We start from the raw sequence: 20059 nt of genomic DNA, 5'->3' as shown, positions 1-20059 counted from the left end.
AGACCTCAATAATGTCAATACTTTTATCATAAATTATGAAATCAACAGAGGTGATTAAAATTGCCGTACAAACCAGCTCGAGAAATTAAACCCAAAAGGAAAGGTTACCGCGGTAAGGAACCATTTCTTAAAACTGGTGATATGATTCACTGGGAAAGTTTCCTTGAGAGAAACTTTATAAGATTGGCTGACTTTGATATACGAGTTGTAGAAATTTTTTATCAACCAGAATGTATCGATTATTTAGTGAACGGGAAAAAGCATAAATACTATCCCGATTTTAAATTAATTTTAGAAGATAACCGTGTCTTCATTATCGAGGTTAAAGCTCTTCGGTTTAAAAATAGCCCTAAAAATGTTATTAAATATGAGGCTGGACGAAAATTTTGTGAAGCTCGCGGCTGGCATTACGAAATATTCACAGAGAATGAGATAAATACAAAATACTTGCAAGCCAATCTTTCATTGCTACGTCACTTAGGGACCCAAGTAGTATCAGACGAAATCATGGATCAAATTATGCAGCAACTAGAGTTAAAAACGGAAATGTTTTTATATGAATTAAGGGAATCTTGTGAAGAAATTGATGAGGAGAACTTTTATAGAGCTGTTTATCAGCTGATTTACCTACAAGAGATATCAACAGAATTAGTTAATGTAAAGCTGTCAGATGACTCCATATTACGAGTCAGTGCAGGAGAGGAGAGAAGCTAATGTTAGTCGATTTAAAATATGGTACTCATTTTCGTATTGGAAGTAACGAATACGAAGTTTTTCGACTTAGAGAACATGAAGTTGAAGTATTAAATTTATCATACAACTTGAAAGAATTGCTCTCTCTTAATGATATCTTGACGGCTTATAATGAGAAAAGCTTGTTCTTTAAGCAAGAAGGGCGAGAAAGAACTGAAATTGAATACGATATAAAGGATTACAGTGAAGAACAAATTGGCGTTATGGAAAAACGGTACAAGGTAATTGAGCCAATAATTCAAGGCAAATTAAGGCCGTCACAGTTAAAAGCTTATATCGATAGCTATCCTGAAGAGTTGAAGCCTGATGGTTCACTTTCTTCCGCTTCGATTTACAGATGGCTACAATTATGGTACAAACGTGAGAATAAATTAGACTTAATTCCCAAAAAGACGGGTCCCAAAAATCATAGAATCTCTGAGGATGTTATGAAAGAGGTTTCTACGATAGTTTTTAAATATGGAAATAAGGTCGAATACTTATCTGTAAGAGACGAATTTAATGTGCTGGAAGCCGAAATAAACAAAATAAATCTAACCCGGGAGGCACGGCAGAAATTAAACATAATTTCTGAATCAACATATAGAAGGATACGTAAGAGAACGGTGGATACTTACGAACGAGATAAAGAAATCATGGGAGTAAATCAAGCAGATTTAAAACATAATGGCGTACGTTCAAATTCAAGAGCAACTCGACCTCTTGAAGTAATGGAATGTGATTGGACTCCAATCGATTGCTTAATTGTCGACTTTGAATTAGAAGAAGTATACAGACCAGTTTTGTTGTATGGAATCGATCAAGCAACAGGTGAACCAATGGGTTTTCATATTATTTTCAAAAAAGAACCTGATGCTGCTGCTTGGAAACAATTAATCTTACATTGCATACTACCCAAGACTGGCTTCAAAGTGTTATACCCGAGAGTCGAGAAGAATTGGACTGCATACGGGGTTCCTCAATCAATACTTTTGGATAATGCAAAAGTAAATGATGCAAAAGAGGTAGAGGAGGTTTGTTCGGCTCTACACATTGGGCTTAGATATGCCGAGGTAGCTTCTGGTCATCAAAAGGGATCCGTTGAACAAGCATTAGGGAATCTAAATCATAAAGCTTTCCAAGGATTAGTCGGCTCACTTTTTTCAAATCCAGAAGAAAAAGGGGAATATGATGCAAAAGCAAAAGCAGTAGTCGATATTAAAGGTTTGTATCATATCGCATATATAGCTATTGTTGACTTGGTTGCTAATAACTTTAACAGAGGTCAGAACATTCAAGGAGTACCAGAACATGTTTGGTCATTAGCACTTAAAGAAATGAAAGTCCACCCTAGACTACCGTATAACCGTCAGTATTTGGAACTCGTTTTTTCAACAACTAGTGATACCCGTACAATTGTTCCTCGGGGAATAGAGCTTATGGGCCACTTCTTTTTTAGCGACGAGTTAAACGAATTAAGAAAGCGACTGGAACGCGAAGGAAAGAGTCGGCAAGTATTGATTCGCTATGGTTCAGATATGAGAGTTATTTATGTAAAAGATGAATTTAATAAACGCTACATTGAAGCCTTTATCAAAAATGGAGGGTTGGAAAGAAAAAAGATAGACAAGAATTTTCCGATCCACGAAGAATTATTAGCTTATCTTACAAACAAGGATGGCAGTGCTTTTAATGAATATGATTCCTCTCTGCAGGGCAGGGCAAGACTCAATATTGAAGAAATTCAACAAGAGTGCAAATTAGAATACCAAGGGGTTAAACGTAGGAAAAGAAAAGAAGGGGCAGCCAAGGAGAGTATAGGAAGTGCAATTAACGGTGTGCCTATTGAACAGATCCCTGGTATTGCAGAATCTTTAAATATCTCAATTATTACCCCTTCCGAAAGCAAAGGAGGAATACAACCCTCAAAATCTGTCAATAATCAGGATGAAACTATAATTGAGAAACCTAAACCCGGTGCTCTGCATGTAGCCAACGTAGATTTAGATGAAATTGCAGACAGTTGGGGAAGTGGTGAAAAGGAGATTATTTAAATGGATGTTGAACGACTAAATGGAAATGCACCAGATCAAAAAGAATTGAAACGACGTGTTGAGCAAGTCAAAAAGATAATTGTGCATCATCCAAAGTATGAAAATCTGCTTGAGGAAATGGAAATGATCCTGGACTTGTCGGAAGACTCTGTTAGCCCGGATGGATTATTTATTTTTGGTCCAACTGGTGCGGGGAAAAGTACTGTAACCAAAGAATTTACGGCTAGATATCCAAGAGAAATTAAAGTTACTGATGATCGAGAATATACGCACATCCCTGTATTACGAGTGATTGTTCCACCAAAGGCAACTCCGAGGATGCTGGCATCAAAAATTCTTGAAGATATGGGGGATCCCTTTAGCCATAAAGGATCTGAGACTGAGCTAACAAGTCGCATTCATTACTATGTTAAGGAACTTGGTATTAAAGTAATAATTTTTGACGAGTTCCAACATTTAATTGATGCAGATACCGAATATGTACTTGCTACAGCATCGAATTGGGTCAAGACTTTTACTGAAGAAATTAGCATTGCTGTTATTCTTTGCGGGATGCCTGAGTCAGTAAAAATATTTATTAGTAATCCGCAACTGGACAGAAGATTTTGTAATAAAGTTGCTCTAGAGGTCTTCGCATATGGTACCGTTGATGAAGTCCTTACTTTTAGAGTTTTCCTACAAAAAGTTGACAAACTGCTTCCATTCGCTGATTTAGCAAATCTGGCTGATCCGAGGATGGCAGATAAACTGTATTTTATCTCGAATGGGATACCTTTTTATGTAATGAAGCTTCTTGAGTATGCGACCTACATTGCTGTTAAAGCAGGTGCTGATAGTATTACTGAATCACATCTGGCTAGAGCACTTCTGAAAATAAAGCAAGTTGCCAGACCTTTCGTTACAAATCCTTTTTCTGACCCTAATTTTGATTTAGAGGCGGCGCTTGGAACTGAGAATAACGCGATGAATAAGTATAAAGAGCAATTGATGATTAAAAGGAAAAAGAAAAGAAACACACAGAAAGCACAAGGACCTGCACTAAGTGTATAAACATAGAAATAAAAATGATTTAGAAATCAAACGGCGGCCTCTTAGGGCCGCCGTTAATTTTTATCGAAAACTTCCATTAAAATGTTTCTTGCTTTTTTCACTTCTCTTGGACTTATCGATAGGAGAAGGTCTATTATCTGATCCATTTCATTTGACTTGCCTTTTGTTTGATTGCTTAGCCTTGTATAAGAAAATAATTCATAAACCCCGACATTCAAGGCCTGTGCAATTTTTGAAAGATTAAGGACAGATATATTGGTCTCCGCTCGTTCGACTCCCCCAATATAGGTATAGTTTAGATTAGCTAACTCACCTAATTGCTCCTGAGACAGACCTCTTTCTTTTCGCAAATCCCGTATCCGTTTACCTATTAATTTCAACACTGAATCAGACATAAACTACACCTCTAATTAAGAGTGTAGTCAACCAATACTCAGATAAACACGGTAGAAAAATAGTATTTAATTATAAATACTATATATATGTATGTATACTCTAGCGATTGGTCATAATAGAGATAATAGATTACTAGGAGGTGTAGTATCGTGGAAAAATTATATGATCAATTTCCATTAGAGCAAGCCGAGGTAACGGAAAAGGGGATTCTTTTTAAGGGATTTATTTATTCTTGCAGCATTGCTATTCGTGAGCAGTGGTATGGTAAAGATTTAAGAAATATTTCAATATACTTTGATAACTATGACGATGATTACATTCTTGTATTGTTGAATGATGGAAGTTTAACAATAGCATACCGTATTTCTAATAATGGAGTCGCGGACCAAGAAAATACTGAAAATTATCAAGTGATGATACATATACTTAAAGATCAGTTAAAAAATCGTAAGAGAAGAAGTTGGAAAAAATGAGCAATGAAAACTCTAGAAGTCTATTAATTCGCCCTTTTATCCAATGTCATGAAAGTATATCAGGTTATCTTTATCACGTATCGTAAAAATGATAGTAAGAAATTAAAATAGGAGGTTAATAGAATGAGCAAGATTCTAATCGCTGATACAGCATTGATAACAATTAATGGTATTTTATTTCAAGATTCGTATTACACCTGTGCAATTGCTGTTAGGGAAAAATGGTTTATGCAAGAGGTAAAAGATACGAAGCAAATTAATGTTTATTATGATCCATCGTGCTTGGATTCCATTTTTATTGTGTATGAAGACATTGGTATGATACCGGCGTATAAAGTTACTTTTGACGACTTTCAAAGTCTGGATTCTCAACAATTAAACCTTTATTATCAGACTATTTGGAGATTGTTGGAAAGACGAAAACGGAAAACTCGCATCAAACGTCTATCACAAAAGGTTATATGAAACATGAAGTAAAAGGTGGAATTGAAATTGGCATTATTAATACAACCGTATACACTTTCAGGTGAGAGTTTATTAGGATATTTATATCGATCAGCATTTGTGAATCATTACAAACATATGGGGGTCCTCTTCAAATTGTTTGGGATTCCGCGTGGTCTAGACATTAGTTTATTGTCTCATCAAGTTATCGAAAGAATCTCTTCTTATACCGGTTTAGACTGTGAAACTCTGACTTCTCTAAGTTTGAATACACTGGAAAGAGAGATTCATGATAAAGCGATTTTCCATAAGATTCTATACAAAAGAGGCCTAAAGTATTGTCCGGCTTGTCTTAGAAATACACCACATCATAGATTGGCATGGAACTTTGAAGTAATCGACATCTGCTTAGAACATCGGATTCAATTATTAAATAGTTGCTTTTGTGGAAAAAAGGTGAATTATAAAGACTTAATAAAAAGCACATGTGAATGTGGGCATGACCTGTGCGATGTTCCAATATGTAATGTAAGGAATAACACTGTAATTGAAAGCCAAAGAAAACTACTCGAGTTGATTATGAATCCATCACAAACTACGTCATTTTCCAATTTGTCGTTGAGTAATGGCATACAATTAATTTTTGCAAGTTTATATCTAGTCGATGGAATGAAGAGTCATTTAATAAATGTCAAACAAGTAGTGGAGAGAACTAAGAAAGAGTCACTATCAAGTGGGGCTCTTTTGATAGAGAAGATTGCTATGGTGAATTGGATGTATACAAACTTTCCAATTAACTTTAAATCTGTTCTAGAAGATTTCATTTCCCGCGAAAAGGGTACACAAAAATTTTGGAAAAAAACACAATTTGAACAACTTCTCATGCAGAATGATTTTTCTGAAATTAATGAAGCCTACCAGCAATTTTGGATAGAACAATTGACAAAAGGTAATCGACGCAGAGTATTGAGAGTAATTTCGTCAAGACATATTGAAGTAGATGAAGAAGTAAGCAACTCGCCAATAATAAGGCAGCAATCTTTTAATGAAACTAAACATAAAAACAACCGCATCACTCTTATTGAAGCATCGTTGATGTTGGGATTGGATCGCTTATATGTTCGAAAGCTTGTAAATGTTGGCTATTTAGAGCCAATGATTCATCAAGGGAAAAGATATGTAAAGATCGAATCTTTGCTTGATCTTATTGTGAGATGCCGGGGTGCAATTATCGTTGAACATACGCAAAGAATCACAATTCGGGAAATTCTTATGAGATATCCAGGACTTGGCCTAAGTGTAATCTCATTGATTGGATTGATATTGGAGGGAAAATTGACACCTGCGAGTAGAAGACCTAATTCTTCATTTAACGATATCACTTTTGATATCCAGGAGGTAGCTGAATTAATTGATAATAGAAAAAAAGATTGCATGAATAATCAGTTTTCCATACCTCTTAACTATTAACGCTGCTTTTTCAAATTCTGTTAATAAGGATGGTGTTATTATGGACGAGCTAATTCGAGTGGTTGAGAATAAGATAAATATTCTGAGAGCATCAATTGAGTATAATAAGAAATACTTTGACTTTCCGTTTACTAATAATTGCAATCATTATTATAAGCTAATGCTTTTACATAATAGGTTAGAAAACTGGGAGCTATTCTTAGAGACTCTTCTGTCGTTTAGAAACTCTCGTTGTAAAATTATAAGTAAGAAAAGTACTTTTTTCGAAAAGGTATTGAATATGGAGAATGAAGGGGTACTGGGATATATTACAAAGAAGACTCAGTCCCAAATATTGGAATATATAAAGCAGTTAGAATGGAAAGTTGAAGAATTGGGAGGTATATGGCTGAGCTAACTGGATAAAAGTTTCGTTAAACTTACCTAATTCGTAATAGCAGGCGGGCAAAAGGTAGTCGTTATTATTTGGCTTTCTGCTTTGGCCTGGTAATCGCTAGGGTGAACATCAGACTAGAGTGTTACGAAGATAAAGTTTAATTTGAGGAAAATAATGAAATCATTTAGATCGTTAAGTTATAATTCAAATGTGAGTATTATATTAGGTAGGGGATAACTTGAGAAAAATAATCAAAAATGTCATTCGCTGCTTATCGTGTAATGACACTATAGAATCAAAGTCAACCCACGATTACCAAAAATGCAGTTGTGGGGAAGTTTCTGTAGATGGCGGTAAAGATTATCTAAAAAGAACTTATCCTCATGGTAATCCAGCAAGATGGTACGAAGAGCTATCAGAATGGAAATCAGAATAAATAAAATCCAGTACTTCACATTTGGTTTGTGGTAACGAGATAAGTAGAGGTCCCTATCTTCTTTTTAGGTATACTGCAAGGTGAGAACTTATCAATTCATGTGGAAAACCTTTTTATGTTTTCTTTCTAGAGGCACATTTTTAAATCCTGTTAAGGAAATCAGGAAGATACCGGAATTTTACCTTAAGGTGATCACGAACCTATGTTTTCAAATGTTATAATTGGTTCAAATCAAGGAAACTTGTTAGGAGGGCTCTAACAATGATTGAAAGATACGTGTTGGTTAACGAACCAGATAAGACCATGTTTGTATTTGGAAAAAACGGCCAATATTACGGCCATATCATTAAAAATAAAACTGAAAAGGCTCCAGCCAAGCTCGTATTCGAAACCGAAAAGTTTGGATCCATTGTTGAGTTAAAAGAAGCGTACCCCGAGTTTCGAAACAAAGAGGAATGACATTTAGGAAGAAGCCCTTCTAGGCTTTTTTCGTTTGACATCTAACATGATAAAATCAAATCATTGGGTTGTATGGCCTGTGCCTGATCGGTTAATGAAGCCAGATGCAAGAGAAAATAAATATTCCCCTTATGAGAAGTGTATGGAGTATATGGATAAGTTCTCTATTGGTTTTTGTTCCAGACTATTATGAGGGGGAGCTTGGGTTGGTTTGGCTAAACAGTCCTGTTAGTCCTAAGAAACGGGCTTTGTAAAAAAAGGAGCGCCTCGGTATGATGGGTTTGTCGACGGGTTTGAGAACCAACACCATCAAGGAGGTGCTCTTACTATGAAGTTTAATCCATCACATGGACAAAATCAACGGATTGAACGAATTACCACCTCTCATCTTGTTGTCGGTCGACATGGCCAAGGAGACGCATGACACGTCAATGGCCGGGAAAAAATTTTGTGTGCCCGCGGGACTGTCCATAACCTTCATGGGCGCAGTCAATGTCACTCCTTCGTCCAAGGATCTGGACATAAAATATCCGCTAGCCAAGCCGGTTGTCTTGCCATACAGCGTAAACCGTCCCATTGGTTGCTGTAGCCGACCTTACGACATTCGGGAAGGTCAGGACGCGAAAAGCATAATTCGGTATGGGCAGGGGAGATGGCACGACCGTAAAGCTCGAGACAACAACCTCCGGTTGGAATGTCGCTCCCCCGTCAAGTGAACGGCGCAACTTAAATGCAGACACCGGGTCCAGCGTAATCCACCCTACATACACAATCCCGGCGAAAGAACGAGATTCCGTTGTCGACGGACCGCTGAATGAAAGAAACTGATCCCCGGTGGTTGTAGGTGAGATAAGCATTTCCCAAAAACGGATTGGCTTTCGAGTTGTCTATGGCAATCAGCGTTTCATAGGCAGATGCTGCAAACAGATGATGAATAAGATAGGTATCAGTAGTGACGGTTATGGTGCAAAGCTCTAATACATGATAACATGATTGAAAATGAATTCATGGGATGGAGCAATTACGTTGGAAACGGAATTAGATTTGTTTAAATGGAAGCAGTACGAATCAGAGGTTATCTTGCTAACAGTAAGATGGTATTTAAAATATAGCCTAAGTTATCGTGATCTAGTGGAGATGATGGAAGAACGAGGACTACATATGGCTCATACAACCATCATGCGATGGGTTCATGAATTTGGGCCGGAATTAGACAAGCGAATTCGTCCCTATTTGAAGCCGACCAATGATTCCTATAGGACGGATGAGACCTATATTAAAATCAAAGGACAATGGAAATATCTTTATAGAGCAGTGGATTCAAAGGGAAATACGATTGATTTCATGTTGTCTGAAAACCGAGATGCTCCCGCAGCCAAACGATTTTTCAAGAAAGCGTTGAATTCACCACACAATCAATCGCCGCGCGTGATCACCGTCGATAAAAACCCAGCTTACCCTATCGCAGTCCAACATTTGAAAGACGAGAAAGCTATGAATCAAGAAACAGTACTACGACAACAAAAATATTTAAACAATATTATTGAACAAGACCATCGATTCCTAAAGAAAGTCATTAAACCAATGCTGGGATTCAAGACTTTCGGTACTGCAGAGAAAACAATTGCCGGGATAGAAGTCATGCATATGATAAAAAAAGGGCAGGTCGAATGCCATCATTCGTCTGTCCTTTCTGCAGTTGAATTAATCAATAAAATGTTTGGTTTGATAGCATAGTCAAACAACAATATGGTGACTATCTTTGAACAGTTTTAATCGTTGCACCAAAACCAATTCTATAAGGAAAAAGTATTTGATTATTCCATCTATAAGGAATATACGAGCTTGAAAACGGATGAAGAAGAATTTTATAGTTTATCGCTCATGAATGCCGTTGGCACTAATGCACTAGATACATATCCCGCACTATGGATGTATGGATTACCGTTCAGGTTTCCGACACATTATAAATTACATGCAATTGCTATGTTTGGGGTTAAAACGGATATAAGTACTAAATCATCATTCGACCAAAATGAAGACGGTACTAAAACAGGAAAGCAAAGCTATGATGACCTAACTTGGTTTAATAATCCGAGTGTACAGAAATTATATGAATCATTGGTTATAGCTGACTTCTCGCAGATCATTCATCGCATGAACATTAGAAACCTGAATCAGAATAATAAATGTTACATTATCATCTATACTCACAAAAAAGGATGGGTCGAACGTCTTGCTTCACACTTTGGAATTGATAAAGTTTATTATGAAAAAGTTTTTGATGTTCAGAGCTTCACTAATAAAGCAAGAAAATATCTCGAAGAGGCCGCACAATTTATAAAAAATGGCGAGAAAGAGAAGTATACCGCAAGTGAAATTGTTGCTGGTAAAAGCAAGACAGGTTTTAGAGATTGGATAAACAAAATTATTCAAGAGAACAACAATTCTGATGAAGATATTAAGACAGTGGGGAAAAATAAAGTTAGAATTATTCACCAATTGTGCAAGGAAATTGGAATAAGGATAAATGAAGAAGTTAACCCTGTCAACGGTCAAAAGAATAACTTTTACTCTTTAGCACCCCTCGAAGAAATTGGAGACGTAGAAATTTTAGCCTAATTGAAATTCTTCGAGTATCAAAATCTTTGATTTATAAGGGTTTTAGTGGGGGGTCGAAGAAAATTTACTCTATATATATAAGAAAAAATTCTTCGAGGTATCAATTTAAACTATCTACCTTTCACTGGGTTGGAAGCCAAGCACTAGCCAAGTTCGCAGCACGACACGCCGCTGTAGGCGGGTGTGTGCACTTTAGAGCTTTGGCAGTGCAAGGAGGTAAGGCGTTCTTCCAACCCCAAAAAGTGGGATATGTATGATTGGATTATCTAATATTAGTATAAGAAGGAATGAGAACATGAACTATATAGAAATTAAACGAAAAATCTATGAAGACGGTAAAATTAAACAATTGCTCGAATTACTTGGATGCCATAATGTCAGAGTGAGAGGGAAAAATGTGGTGGCCGCATTGCCAGATGGAGACAATACGTCAAGTGTTCAAGTATCCAACGATGAAAGACTACTCTTAAATGTACAGACCCGAAATATTAGCGGTGACATTTACAATCTTATAGCATACCTCAAATATGGCGCTATAACAAAGCAAGAAGCTAAAAAGGTTATCGGTGCATGTGTATATATTGTCCGCAAACATTTATTCAATGATGATGCTTGGTTTGACAATGTTTCTATGAGCCATCAAATTATCACACTAACCAAACAGAAGCAGGAAATTGAACTCAAGCCTAATAAGGTATTGGATGAACGAATACTTAATCAATATGTGATGTATCCGCATATCGATTTTATCAAGGAAGGTATTGATTACAATACTCAACAGTTGTTCGAGATTGGCTTTGACATTCAAACAGAACGAATCACAATCCCTATACGTAACTGTTATGGTGAACTTGTAGGGGTTAAGGGTAGAATCGCTAAAGATGCCGAGCAGAACAGTGTATCCAAATATACGTTCCTATACCCTTGCAACAAATCAATTGAACTATTCGGTTTGGATAAAGCCATTAACCATATTCATGAAATGAATCACGTAATTGTGTTCGAAAGTGAGAAATCGGTCATGCTTGCCCACCAGTGGAACTATAGGAATGCAGTCGCAACGATGGGCAAGGATATTTCTGACGCTCAAATTGAGATGCTGAAATGTTTACTGAATGACGAGATCGAGATTGTAATAGCCTTCGATAAAGATACGCAAAACAAAGAGTCGGCTATTAACCTAATGAAACGATTCGACTATAACAATATTTCATTTATTTATGATGTAGACAAGATTCAGAGCGAACATGCTTCACCCGTTGATAATGGAAAGGAATATTGGGACAGGATTTACTTTCAAAGATTTAGCAGGTATCCTGAAAAAATTAAGAAGCATGAACATCAATTCTAAGCTCCAAATTCATTCTAATTTAAATAGATTTCACACATAACCTGTATCCAGTGTGGGATAGGTCAAAATAGAGAGATAATAAAGAGAGAAGAAGAGGAGAAATCGAAAAATGAAGATGAACATTAAATCTAATCTTAACAAGCGAATCAGAATCCTGTCCGTTGGTACATCGGCATTCTATACAGATCAGGAACATGTTTTCAAGAAAGAGTTAAATGGATTGTATCTGCAAAGAAAATTTTTGAGAGAAGAAAAGAAGAAGGATATCAAGCGTAAGAAACCTATTGAAAACTTGTTTGAGCAATTAAATCAGCAGTTAAAAGATACACAAAGCCTAATTGATAAAATTAAACAAGAAAAATTGTATCCATTGTTTAACGAGGGTGGGAAAGAGACTATCCGAAGACAACAAGGGAGCCGGTTGGTGCGGCGTTAGTAGGCAGAAACAAATTTGTTGGAACTAGGATGAAATGATGGTGATTGTTTTTGAATGAAGTGGTAAGAGAGACCAGTTCATCCGGAATTATATTCGAGACGAAACAAATCATCGTTACATTAGGTGTTTATTACTGACCAATAAATGACATCCCCCGTACTTTAGTACGAAGGGGGTGATGAACATGGCGCAACCAATAACCATCGGAGCGAACAGTATCGCAAAGATTCGCAACCGTTTTTTTCTGATTGTCGAGGTCGAAGCGAAAACAACTGGAGTTGAAATTGATCCAGTATTTGGCGTGCGGACGACCGCGCAACAAGCGGCAGCGCTTCTTCGTGCAGGAGTAATGCGTACCATTTTTGCTACTTCTGATCCGAAGCCTTCTCCGAAAAAGAAAGTTGAATTAAAAGGTGTATTATTCGCAAATGGTCGGATTTTCAAGGTATTCGACGTGGAAAACTCGACTGATGTTTCGGTATTGGTCAGAATTAATTTAGTAACGGCACAAAAACTTATCCGAAGTGGCGTGCGGATCATTAAAGTTTATCGGAAACCGTTCTAATTGATTCGTTTACAAGCCGACCGTCATTTAGATGGTCGGTTTATTACATGTATTCTATATATTAACATGTGATTCACAAAGAATGACTAACTTTTCATAAAGGATTCTAGTCAATTAATGGAGAGGGATGTGTATACGAGGCTAATCAGTATTGAGTATTAATTTGAGTTCAGTTCTTTGCGGATGTGGACTTTGATTCTCCGTTTATTTAAGTCTCTTATGTACTTTCTTTTCACTGTAGGAATATTTAACTTTTCCATCATTTCTTCCATGTACTTAGATTCCTGAATCTCTCTTAAGTAATTTTTCTTAGCTCGGTAAGCAATAAGGATGAGGGTAAGCATAGCAATTAATAAAACGATGAACATAATAATCCACTCCTCTAAAAAGAATTTTTTAAACCGGTAACGTATCAACGTCCACTGATTCCTTCATTTTCGCTTAAATAAATAATTACTCATAACCGAGAACGTATTATCAAGCCATATTGAATGACATATTTCTGTTGTTAACGACATAATAACATTTTATGATTAAAAATATTGTCGAAATACGTTTAATATTCGTTAAAATTAGTCATAAATACCTACTAAAATGTGCAAGGTATCTGACGGTGTATTATTAAAGGCCTACAGGATTCCTTCCGACAAAAAGTATTTTATTATGGTTATTCTATTTGACTTTTCTTTGAAACAAAAAAACCTCCAGCAGAAGCTAGGGAGGTAAGATTGTTACTTATTAGATTATTTAAATAAAAAGGCCCCATTCAGGTGGAATTCAGCTACTTGAAAAGTTTTTTTCGACTTTTTGACCTGAATTTAATCTTCTTGCTTGCCGTACCAATTTAGTCACTCCCTCGAAAGGGTAGACCGAATAGACAAAAAAATTTCTCAATTTACCTTCTCAGCACAAACCTAAGACCACACCATCATAAAGAAATGGTGTGGTCTTTTTTTGTTAAATTAACTTATTGAAAATCATATTGTACAGTTACGTTTGTAGTGATCTTCAGCTGTCCAGGCGAAATAGACGTTGTTGCGTTAGAAACATCAGCTTGTTCCATAGCAATGGCTCCCACGTTATCAATACGAACAGGAACGCTTGAATTCCCTAATTGGCTTACATTAATTACGCCCTTTAACTCCTTACCGGCATCTTTGGCAATCGCTTTAGCTTTACTTTCAGCGTTACTCATAGCTTTGTCGATCGCTTGAATTTCATAGTCCTGACGTTTCTCCGTATCAAACTGTACCCCACTGATTTGATTTACTCCCGCACCGGAAGCCGCATCCAATAATTCACCTATTTTATCCAAACTCCTATAAGTCACTTGAACAGTTTGAGTTGCTCTATACCCCGTGATTTTGGGTTCTTTATCTGCGTATGAATAGACAGGTTGAACTTGAAATCCGATTGTCTTCACATCTTGTTTTTCCAGCTTATAATTGTCGTAAAGTACTTTTTCAAGATTAGCGAAGTTTTGAGCATTTTGGGTTTGAGCACTATTGGCACTATCCGCCTTAGTGACGATTCCCATAGTTACATAAGCAACATCTGGAGTTACCATGAGTTCACCCACGCCATTAACCGTTATAGCATGTTTTTCGGCAGCGCTAGTTTGATTAGCCGCGTATACCGCACTTGGTTTGGAGGCATTGGGAAATGTGTAAGCCGAGATTGTCACTAATGCTACGGCGGTTAATCCTCCTAAAAGCCAATTCTTTGCACTAAGCTTCATAAACAAATCCTCTCCTTTGCTTATATTTACCTCTAGAGACGTAATGAAGAATTGAAATGTTGCAATGTTGAATGAAAATGGGGCTGTGACTACAAAATGTTATGTTTATCAAATGTTAAACTGAAAATCATTGAGGAACATGGAGTGGGGCTACCGGAAAATTAGGTAGCTTTTCCTCTTTACATTTGATGGTATAATAATCGAAATGGGATTATAAGGAAAGTGGTGAGTGTGTTGGAGACTCTAGCAATATTTTTAGTGCTTATTGGATTGTTCAACTTGTTTGCTCCTCGGGCAGCATGGTTTGCTAGTATTGGCTGGAAGATTCGTAATGCTGAACCATCTGATGCATATTTGATTATGCATCGTTTTGGAGGGGGAATTGCCTGTATAGTTGCCATTGCAATTATTATTGCAGGAACGGGACATAAGGAAATTTCGACAAAAGAAATTAACAACGGTTTCTCGAAAAATTTGAGCCAACTTCAAGCAGAACAAGGAATCACTTTAACTGGATTTGCTAGTGACCCTCAAAATGGTTTATTTAAAATAGGGATTGGAATAGATAGCAGCAAAATGACTGCTGTACATCTTAAAGAGGTCGTTGAGTCTTATCTAAAAAGTGTTGCTGCCATGACTTCCGAACACGACTGGAAGAAATTATTAAAACCTTACCATGTCCAAATCGAAGAGATTGGGAACAACAGCTCTAACGGAAAATTATTAGCCGATAAGCCAGTAGGAGGTATTGAATTAATCTGGAAAGAGTAGAAGGGTCTTTGGGATTGGGCAAAGGAGAATCAAACAAGGCTTTTGCAAGAAGGAACAGAAAGCTGAAGAACAAAGCAAATTGCCTTAAAAGAGCAATTTTATTGAATTAGAAGGGGGTTATGCTTTGGCTATATTTAAGTGTGATTGTGGCAAAATTCTTTCTAATTCAATTTGTCCCAATGACATACAGCTAATTGTATTTACAGATAGAGAATGGGAAGATATACAGGAGAAGGTTAAAGATGGTTTTGACATTTACGATGCAGAGCCACAATTTGATGTTGGCGATGCACTAATTGTGAGAGAATCTATCTTTTTAAGGGTAATGAAATGGTTCTGAGTTATGTAATAGAGCAGGACAATAGGGGAATTTAGAAATGTTCTTTGGGAAATGAAAGACTAGAAATCGTGACTAAAGACACATGTTTAGAAATATTTATCATTCATATTTGTGACTTTTGATGCATATCTTGGATCGTTATGATATACTTGTTTTGTGTTTATTATAGCGTGGAAAATTTTAGAAAGGGGAAATTTGTTTGAAAAAAGCTGTTTCATCTTCCATTATCGCTCTTACACTTGCTCTAACACCTATGACTGTTTTTGCGGCTCCAAATTCTTCAAGCAGTACCGTCTCACAGGCGCAACACCAGCTTCCAGTAGTGAGTACTCCATCAACAGATGTGAAAGTAGATGCGCCATTTACAATCACTTTAGATTCAAACTCACCCACATTTAATCGTTTTCGCCAACAGTTTGTAAATGGTTCTTATCAAGTCACGCTTACCGATAGCGATGGTCAAACGGTAAGAAATATACAAACCAGCTTTGACACAAATACAATTACAGTGTCTCATGATAAGCTGAATCCATCGACAATTTACACAGTCAATTTAGTGACAAAAGCAGATTTGAATAATGTAAATAACAATTCTGGAAATGCTTCTTATTCATTCTCGTTTACCACTGTTGCAGATAATCCTGCGGTGACCAATATTACTAGCTCTACTGATTCAAGAATGCAAGTCGGCACCGTCATTACGATTACCGGATCTAATTTACCAACGCTTACTCCCGTTGAGAATCCAAGTGGATTGTACCAGAACTTTCAATGGTCAAAGATAAGTGATCCTTATCTGCCCTTGCCCATTTTTATGGGTTCAGTAGGCTTTGGATTCTCTGAATCTCCTTCGGATCAGGAGCAGGGAATTACATTATTGGAGAACACCTCATCAAAAATAAGTTTTAAAATAAACTCAATACCAGGGTCTTGGTCATCATCATGGATGGACGGTACTTGGAATCTTTTCTTGGCACCGACTGGACAAACAATTCCTCGGAACGCCTTGACTGTTGGAATTTTAACACCCTACGGGTTTGTACCTATTACTCAATAAATTTGTTAATTGTGTATGCCCTGACCTCGTTGTCGGGGTTTTTTGTTTTAATTAGAAGAAATTGAAAAATACGGCATAATCAAGCTGTTGGGTTATTATTGCTCAACGGGTGTTATAGCACCATAAACCTTTATATAAGAGAAGTTTCATGCAAATCGCCACAAAAAAAACGAAAAGCGATCAGTGATTTTCCAACTGACCGCTTTTGATTAGCTAATTATTCTGATAGTTGATGACCTTTAACAAATCCGAAATGGTGGTTGTATGCATCATTTCGTGTACAATGGCAAAGCCGATCACATCGCCAACCGTTTCAAGCTTAAAGTCACGAATTTGGAATGGATTTTCTAACTTTTCTTCTGCTCTATTGGCAAAGGTTTCGTTTAAGTCGTTAGATTGCTGCTTCAACAGAGTTATAAGTTCATCTTTTGAAGGAGGAGTAGTCGTCCAATCAGAAGGCTTTGTACCGCCTTTAAAAAGGTCTACAAATCCTTCAGGAAGCTTTGACGATTGACTAATGCGTTTGAACACTAGTGAATCCATAACTGCGATTAGATGACCTAAATTCCATCTAATGGTGTTATTGAACTGCGGGGGTTGTACATCAAAAAATTCTTCGCTGACGGATTCAACTTTTCCAATTGTCATAAGACGTGCAACATTAACTGTGTTGATTATGGCGTGAGAGCTCAATGGTATGAACCTCCAAATTAGATTTTTTGCTTACTTCTAAATTGTAACTAAAGAAGCTGCTGGTATGCAAATTTTCCACTTCCATGAAATAGAACTGTTCCGCTGAAAGATAACACATTGTCAGAACTTTGGGAAACGATGGATAAGATTAGAGACAAAATCAACAGCATCGAGCAACTACAACGGATCTGATAAAATTCTCAAATAAACAACTCCATAGATAAGATCCTGCTAAAGTATCTAGTCAAAAGGAGTGATTTATTTAGTAATAAGAGTTAAGCTTCGTTGTTAGTCATACCTCTGCTTGCGAACTAAATTGATTCATATTAAATCCTTCAACATTTTCAATAAATAATTTTATTGAGCTTGCTTCATCCACAATACCTTTTGCGTAATGAAATTCATTGCTGTCCTCTGGCCACTCTTCCATCTGCTGAAGAAAAGTTTCAATTTTGACAACACATGAATTGTAAATCATCTCTAGCTCATCGCTCATTAATTTTCCCTCCAGTTTTTTTGTTATGGATTCCAAATAGACGTAGCAGCCAACGAATGAATCGTTTCTTGCGTGACTGTTTCATTATGTCCTCCTTGGACAACTAAAATTGATCCTAACGAACCGCTTAGCGAATTGCAAAAGGAAATAAACCGTGAATAAATTTTAAATTATTATTTCTGTGCTTCATTAGCACATGATTTACACACGAGTTTATTATGAAATGTAATGAGTGCTTCAAGTGAACCACAGAAAATACAACCGGGGGCGTATTTTTTTACCGCGATTTTCTCCCCATCTATATACATTTCGACCGGATCATTATTTTCAATGCTAAAGTTATGTCGTATTTCTTTAGGAATAACTACTCTACCTAAAGCATCTAAATTTCTAACAACACCTGTTGAATTCTGTACCATAATGTCACTCCTTACCAATTTAAATTATACATTTCAAACGTTTTGGAGTAGTTGTCCATTCCTCTTCGATGGCATTGAAATAGGAATATACGTTCGGTATAATTGATGATAAATATATTCCATGGGTGAGAACAATGTTATCTGATATCGAAAAAGAAGTAAAGAAAGCCCGATATATTATCGGACTTTAAATTGAAATTTTTGTTTTATGAAACAACCACCATTTATATAGACACATTCCTCGTTATGCTTTTCAATAGGCCCACCATAATCTATCATCCGATTTCCATCATACACAGGGTTTTGGTGCAACGATTAAAACTGATCAAAGATAGTCACCTATTGTTGTTTGACTATGCTATCAAACCAAACATTTTATTGATTAATTCAACTGCAGAAAGGACAGACGAATGATGGCATTCGACCTGCCCTTTCTTTATCATATGCATGACTTCTATCCCGGCAATTGTTTTCTCTGCAGTACCGAAAGTCTTGAATCCCAGCATTGGTTTAATGACTTTCTTTAGGAATCGATGGTCTTGTTCAATAATATTGTTTAGATATTTTTGTTGTCGTAGTACTGTTTCTTGATTCATAGCTTTCTCGTCTTTCAAATGTTGGACTGCGATAGGGTAAGCGGGGTTTTTATCGACGGTGATCACGCGCGGCGATTGATTGTGTGGTGAATTCAACGCTTTCTTGAAAAATCGTTTGGCTGCGGGAGCATCTCGGTTTTCAGACAACATGAAATCAATCGTATTTCCCTTTGAATCCACTGCTCTATAAAGATATTCCATTGTCTTTTGATTTTAATATAGGTCTCATCTGTCCTATAGGAATCATTGGTCGGCTTCAAATAGGGACGAATTCGCTTGTCTAATTCCGGCCCAAATTCATGAACCCATCGCATGATGGTTGTATGAGCCATATGTAGTCCTCGTTCTTCCATCATCTCCACTAGATCACGATAACTTAGGCTATATTTTAAATACCATCTTACTGTTAGCAAGATAACCTCTGATTCGTACTGCTTCCATTTAAACAAATCTAATTCCGTTTCCAACGTGATTGCTCCATCCCATGAATTCATTTTCAATCATGTTATCATGTATTAGAGCTTTGCACCATAACCAGTTGAACTATAGGATGACTCATGACTCGTTAACGCGTGTACATAATCGAGATTTTTTTGAAGATTGCATAAAAAATACAATAAGGATGTTGATGTACCTGTATCAATTTTGATCTGCGACTTAGACAAATTGAAGTACATTGGACTTCTGTCAAGACAGTAGACACAGATTTATATATTAAGCCGCCTGAATCAGGTACATATGTTCGTAATCAGATGGCGTATTGTAATCAATAGAAGAATGGATGCGCTGATTATTATAGAACACCTCGATGTACTCAAAGATGCTCTTCTTCGCTTCTTCTCGCGTCTCATACTTATTAAGGTAAATCAATTCCTTCTTCAGGACACTGTGAAACGACTCAATACAGGCGTTATCGTAGCAGTTCCCTTTACGGCTCATGCTGCCAATCATCTCGTAAATTTGGAGCTGCTTTTGATAATCTAAGGAGGCGTATTGGCTACCGCGGTCCGAGTGATGTATCAACCCCTGTTCTGGATGCTGTCGTCCGTATGCCTGCTTTAAAGCCTGTAGAACAAGCTCTTTCG

23 protein-coding genes and 1 pseudogene are annotated in these 20059 nt (G+C 36.8%); 17 read left to right on the top strand and 7 right to left on the bottom strand.

From position 1 onward, the window contains the following. Positions 1–60: 60 nt before the first annotated feature. The 3 genes from O9H85_RS13370 to O9H85_RS13360 are packed head-to-tail and all read left to right on the top strand — an operon-like array spanning position 61 to position 3836. Positions 61–714: a TnsA endonuclease N-terminal domain-containing protein gene (locus O9H85_RS13370; RefSeq protein ID WP_269881916.1), complete on the top strand. Its 654-nt coding sequence runs from the start codon at positions 61–63 to the stop codon at positions 712–714. After that, positions 714–2786 (top strand): hypothetical protein, encoded by a 2073-nt coding sequence (locus O9H85_RS13365; protein WP_269881915.1) that lies wholly within the window; start codon positions 714–716, stop codon positions 2784–2786. Before O9H85_RS13370 ends, O9H85_RS13365 begins: the two co-directional genes overlap by 1 nt. Continuing rightward, complete coding sequence (locus O9H85_RS13360; RefSeq protein WP_269881914.1) at positions 2787–3836, top strand: TniB family NTP-binding protein; 1050 nt, start codon at positions 2787–2789, stop codon at positions 3834–3836. A gap of 53 nt (positions 3837–3889) precedes the next feature. On the opposite strand, the gene O9H85_RS13355 is transcribed toward O9H85_RS13360, so the two are convergent. Beyond that, positions 3890–4231, bottom strand: coding sequence for a helix-turn-helix domain-containing protein (locus O9H85_RS13355; RefSeq protein WP_269881913.1), 342 nt, complete (start codon positions 4229–4231; stop codon positions 3890–3892). A gap of 150 nt (positions 4232–4381) precedes the next feature. On the opposite strand from O9H85_RS13355, the gene O9H85_RS13350 reads away from it, so the two are divergent. From O9H85_RS13350 to O9H85_RS13305, 11 genes are all read left to right on the top strand, one after another. Further along, the gene (locus O9H85_RS13350) at positions 4382–4705 is read left to right on the top strand and encodes a Mu transposase C-terminal domain-containing protein (protein ID WP_269881912.1); all 324 of its coding nucleotides are present in this window, start codon (positions 4382–4384) and stop codon (positions 4703–4705) included. 123 nt (positions 4706–4828) lie between these two features. Beyond that, positions 4829–5170, top strand: coding sequence for a hypothetical protein (locus O9H85_RS13345; protein WP_269881911.1), 342 nt, complete (start codon positions 4829–4831; stop codon positions 5168–5170). Between the two features lie 27 nt (positions 5171–5197). After that, positions 5198–6619 carry a TniQ family protein gene (locus tag O9H85_RS13340; RefSeq protein WP_269881910.1) on the top strand — a complete coding sequence of 474 codons (1422 nt, stop codon included), beginning with the start codon at positions 5198–5200 and terminating at the stop codon, positions 6617–6619. A gap of 40 nt (positions 6620–6659) precedes the next feature. Then, complete coding sequence (locus O9H85_RS13335) at positions 6660–7016, top strand: hypothetical protein (protein ID WP_269881909.1); 357 nt, start codon at positions 6660–6662, stop codon at positions 7014–7016. Positions 7017–7233: 217 nt separating this feature from the next. Further along, positions 7234–7431, top strand: a complete 198-nt coding sequence (locus O9H85_RS38215; RefSeq protein ID WP_457920780.1) for a DUF7695 domain-containing protein — start codon at positions 7234–7236, stop codon at positions 7429–7431. Positions 7432–7692: 261 nt separating this feature from the next. Then, the gene (locus O9H85_RS13330) at positions 7693–7890 is read left to right on the top strand and encodes a hypothetical protein (RefSeq protein ID WP_269881908.1); all 198 of its coding nucleotides are present in this window, start codon (positions 7693–7695) and stop codon (positions 7888–7890) included. 1026 nt (positions 7891–8916) lie between these two features. Beyond that, positions 8917–9627 (top strand): IS6 family transposase, encoded by a 711-nt coding sequence (locus tag O9H85_RS13325; RefSeq protein ID WP_269881907.1) that lies wholly within the window; start codon positions 8917–8919, stop codon positions 9625–9627. 108 nt (positions 9628–9735) lie between these two features. Continuing rightward, entirely contained in the window at positions 9736–10512 is a 777-nt protein-coding gene (locus tag O9H85_RS13320) for a hypothetical protein (RefSeq protein ID WP_269881906.1), read from the top strand. 295 nt (positions 10513–10807) lie between these two features. Continuing rightward, positions 10808–11863: a toprim domain-containing protein gene (locus O9H85_RS13315; protein ID WP_269881905.1), complete on the top strand. Its 1056-nt coding sequence runs from the start codon at positions 10808–10810 to the stop codon at positions 11861–11863. A 109-nt stretch (positions 11864–11972) separates the two neighbouring features. After that, a complete protein-coding gene (locus O9H85_RS13310) occupies positions 11973–12299 on the top strand; it encodes a hypothetical protein (RefSeq protein WP_269881904.1) in 327 nt (108 codons plus the stop codon). A 184-nt stretch (positions 12300–12483) separates the two neighbouring features. Further along, the gene (locus O9H85_RS13305; RefSeq protein ID WP_269881903.1) at positions 12484–12864 is read left to right on the top strand and encodes a hypothetical protein; all 381 of its coding nucleotides are present in this window, start codon (positions 12484–12486) and stop codon (positions 12862–12864) included. A 967-nt stretch (positions 12865–13831) separates the two neighbouring features. Here the strand turns inward: O9H85_RS13305 and O9H85_RS13300 are convergent. Further along, on the bottom strand, positions 13832–14602 hold the full coding sequence (locus tag O9H85_RS13300; protein ID WP_269881902.1) for an SIMPL domain-containing protein: 771 nt from the start codon (positions 14600–14602) through the stop codon (positions 13832–13834). A 234-nt stretch (positions 14603–14836) separates the two neighbouring features. On the opposite strand from O9H85_RS13300, the gene O9H85_RS13295 reads away from it, so the two are divergent. From O9H85_RS13295 to O9H85_RS13285, 3 genes are all read left to right on the top strand, one after another. Further along, positions 14837–15373 carry a DUF6199 family natural product biosynthesis protein gene (locus O9H85_RS13295; protein ID WP_269881901.1) on the top strand — a complete coding sequence of 179 codons (537 nt, stop codon included), beginning with the start codon at positions 14837–14839 and terminating at the stop codon, positions 15371–15373. Positions 15374–15497: 124 nt separating this feature from the next. Then, a complete protein-coding gene (locus O9H85_RS13290) occupies positions 15498–15713 on the top strand; it encodes a hypothetical protein (RefSeq protein ID WP_269881899.1) in 216 nt (71 codons plus the stop codon). A 199-nt stretch (positions 15714–15912) separates the two neighbouring features. Continuing rightward, positions 15913–16770, top strand: coding sequence for a hypothetical protein (locus tag O9H85_RS13285; RefSeq protein WP_269881898.1), 858 nt, complete (start codon positions 15913–15915; stop codon positions 16768–16770). 213 nt (positions 16771–16983) lie between these two features. On the opposite strand, the gene O9H85_RS13280 is transcribed toward O9H85_RS13285, so the two are convergent. From O9H85_RS13280 to O9H85_RS13260, 5 genes and pseudogenes are all read right to left on the bottom strand, one after another. Further along, positions 16984–17463 carry a DinB family protein gene (locus O9H85_RS13280; protein WP_269881897.1) on the bottom strand — a complete coding sequence of 160 codons (480 nt, stop codon included), beginning with the start codon at positions 17461–17463 and terminating at the stop codon, positions 16984–16986. A gap of 292 nt (positions 17464–17755) precedes the next feature. Continuing rightward, positions 17756–17959: a hypothetical protein gene (locus O9H85_RS13275; protein ID WP_269881896.1), complete on the bottom strand. Its 204-nt coding sequence runs from the start codon at positions 17957–17959 to the stop codon at positions 17756–17758. Positions 17960–18132: 173 nt separating this feature from the next. Beyond that, positions 18133–18378 (bottom strand): AbrB/MazE/SpoVT family DNA-binding domain-containing protein, encoded by a 246-nt coding sequence (locus O9H85_RS13270; protein WP_269881894.1) that lies wholly within the window; start codon positions 18376–18378, stop codon positions 18133–18135. A 353-nt stretch (positions 18379–18731) separates the two neighbouring features. Then, a pseudogene (locus O9H85_RS13265) lies at positions 18732–19441 on the bottom strand (IS6 family transposase). A gap of 247 nt (positions 19442–19688) precedes the next feature. Beyond that, positions 19689–20059 (bottom strand): IS3 family transposase (locus O9H85_RS13260; protein WP_269881892.1); only part of this gene is annotated, 371 nt, incomplete at its 5' end.

The organism is Paenibacillus gyeongsangnamensis, from assembly GCF_027533625.1.
GTDB classification, from domain to species: domain Bacteria; phylum Bacillota; class Bacilli; order Paenibacillales; family NBRC-103111; genus Paenibacillus_G; species Paenibacillus_G gyeongsangnamensis.
Note: the sequence above shows the minus strand (reverse complement) of the source record. Positions and strands in the feature narration are given on the sequence as shown.

Excerpts from the sequence above, each read along its gene's own strand:
- O9H85_RS13365 (WP_269881915.1), top strand. The coding sequence starts at position 714 with ATGTTAGTCGATTTAAAATATGGTACTCATTTTCGTATTGGAAGTAAC.
- O9H85_RS13360 (WP_269881914.1), top strand. The coding sequence starts at position 2,787 with ATGGATGTTGAACGACTAAATGGAAATGCACCAGATCAAAAAGAATTG.
- O9H85_RS13355 (WP_269881913.1), bottom strand. The coding sequence starts at position 4,231 with ATGTCTGATTCAGTGTTGAAATTAATAGGTAAACGGATACGGGATTTG.
- O9H85_RS13345 (WP_269881911.1), top strand. The coding sequence starts at position 4,829 with ATGAGCAAGATTCTAATCGCTGATACAGCATTGATAACAATTAATGGT.
- O9H85_RS13335 (WP_269881909.1), top strand. The coding sequence starts at position 6,660 with ATGGACGAGCTAATTCGAGTGGTTGAGAATAAGATAAATATTCTGAGA.
- O9H85_RS13330 (WP_269881908.1), top strand. The coding sequence starts at position 7,693 with ATGATTGAAAGATACGTGTTGGTTAACGAACCAGATAAGACCATGTTT.
- O9H85_RS13315 (WP_269881905.1), top strand. The coding sequence starts at position 10,808 with ATGAACTATATAGAAATTAAACGAAAAATCTATGAAGACGGTAAAATT.
- O9H85_RS13310 (WP_269881904.1), top strand. The coding sequence starts at position 11,973 with ATGAAGATGAACATTAAATCTAATCTTAACAAGCGAATCAGAATCCTG.
- O9H85_RS13305 (WP_269881903.1), top strand. The coding sequence starts at position 12,484 with ATGGCGCAACCAATAACCATCGGAGCGAACAGTATCGCAAAGATTCGC.
- O9H85_RS13300 (WP_269881902.1), bottom strand. The coding sequence starts at position 14,602 with ATGAAGCTTAGTGCAAAGAATTGGCTTTTAGGAGGATTAACCGCCGTA.
- O9H85_RS13275 (WP_269881896.1), bottom strand. The coding sequence starts at position 17,959 with ATGAGCGATGAGCTAGAGATGATTTACAATTCATGTGTTGTCAAAATT.
- O9H85_RS13270 (WP_269881894.1), bottom strand. The coding sequence starts at position 18,378 with ATGGTACAGAATTCAACAGGTGTTGTTAGAAATTTAGATGCTTTAGGT.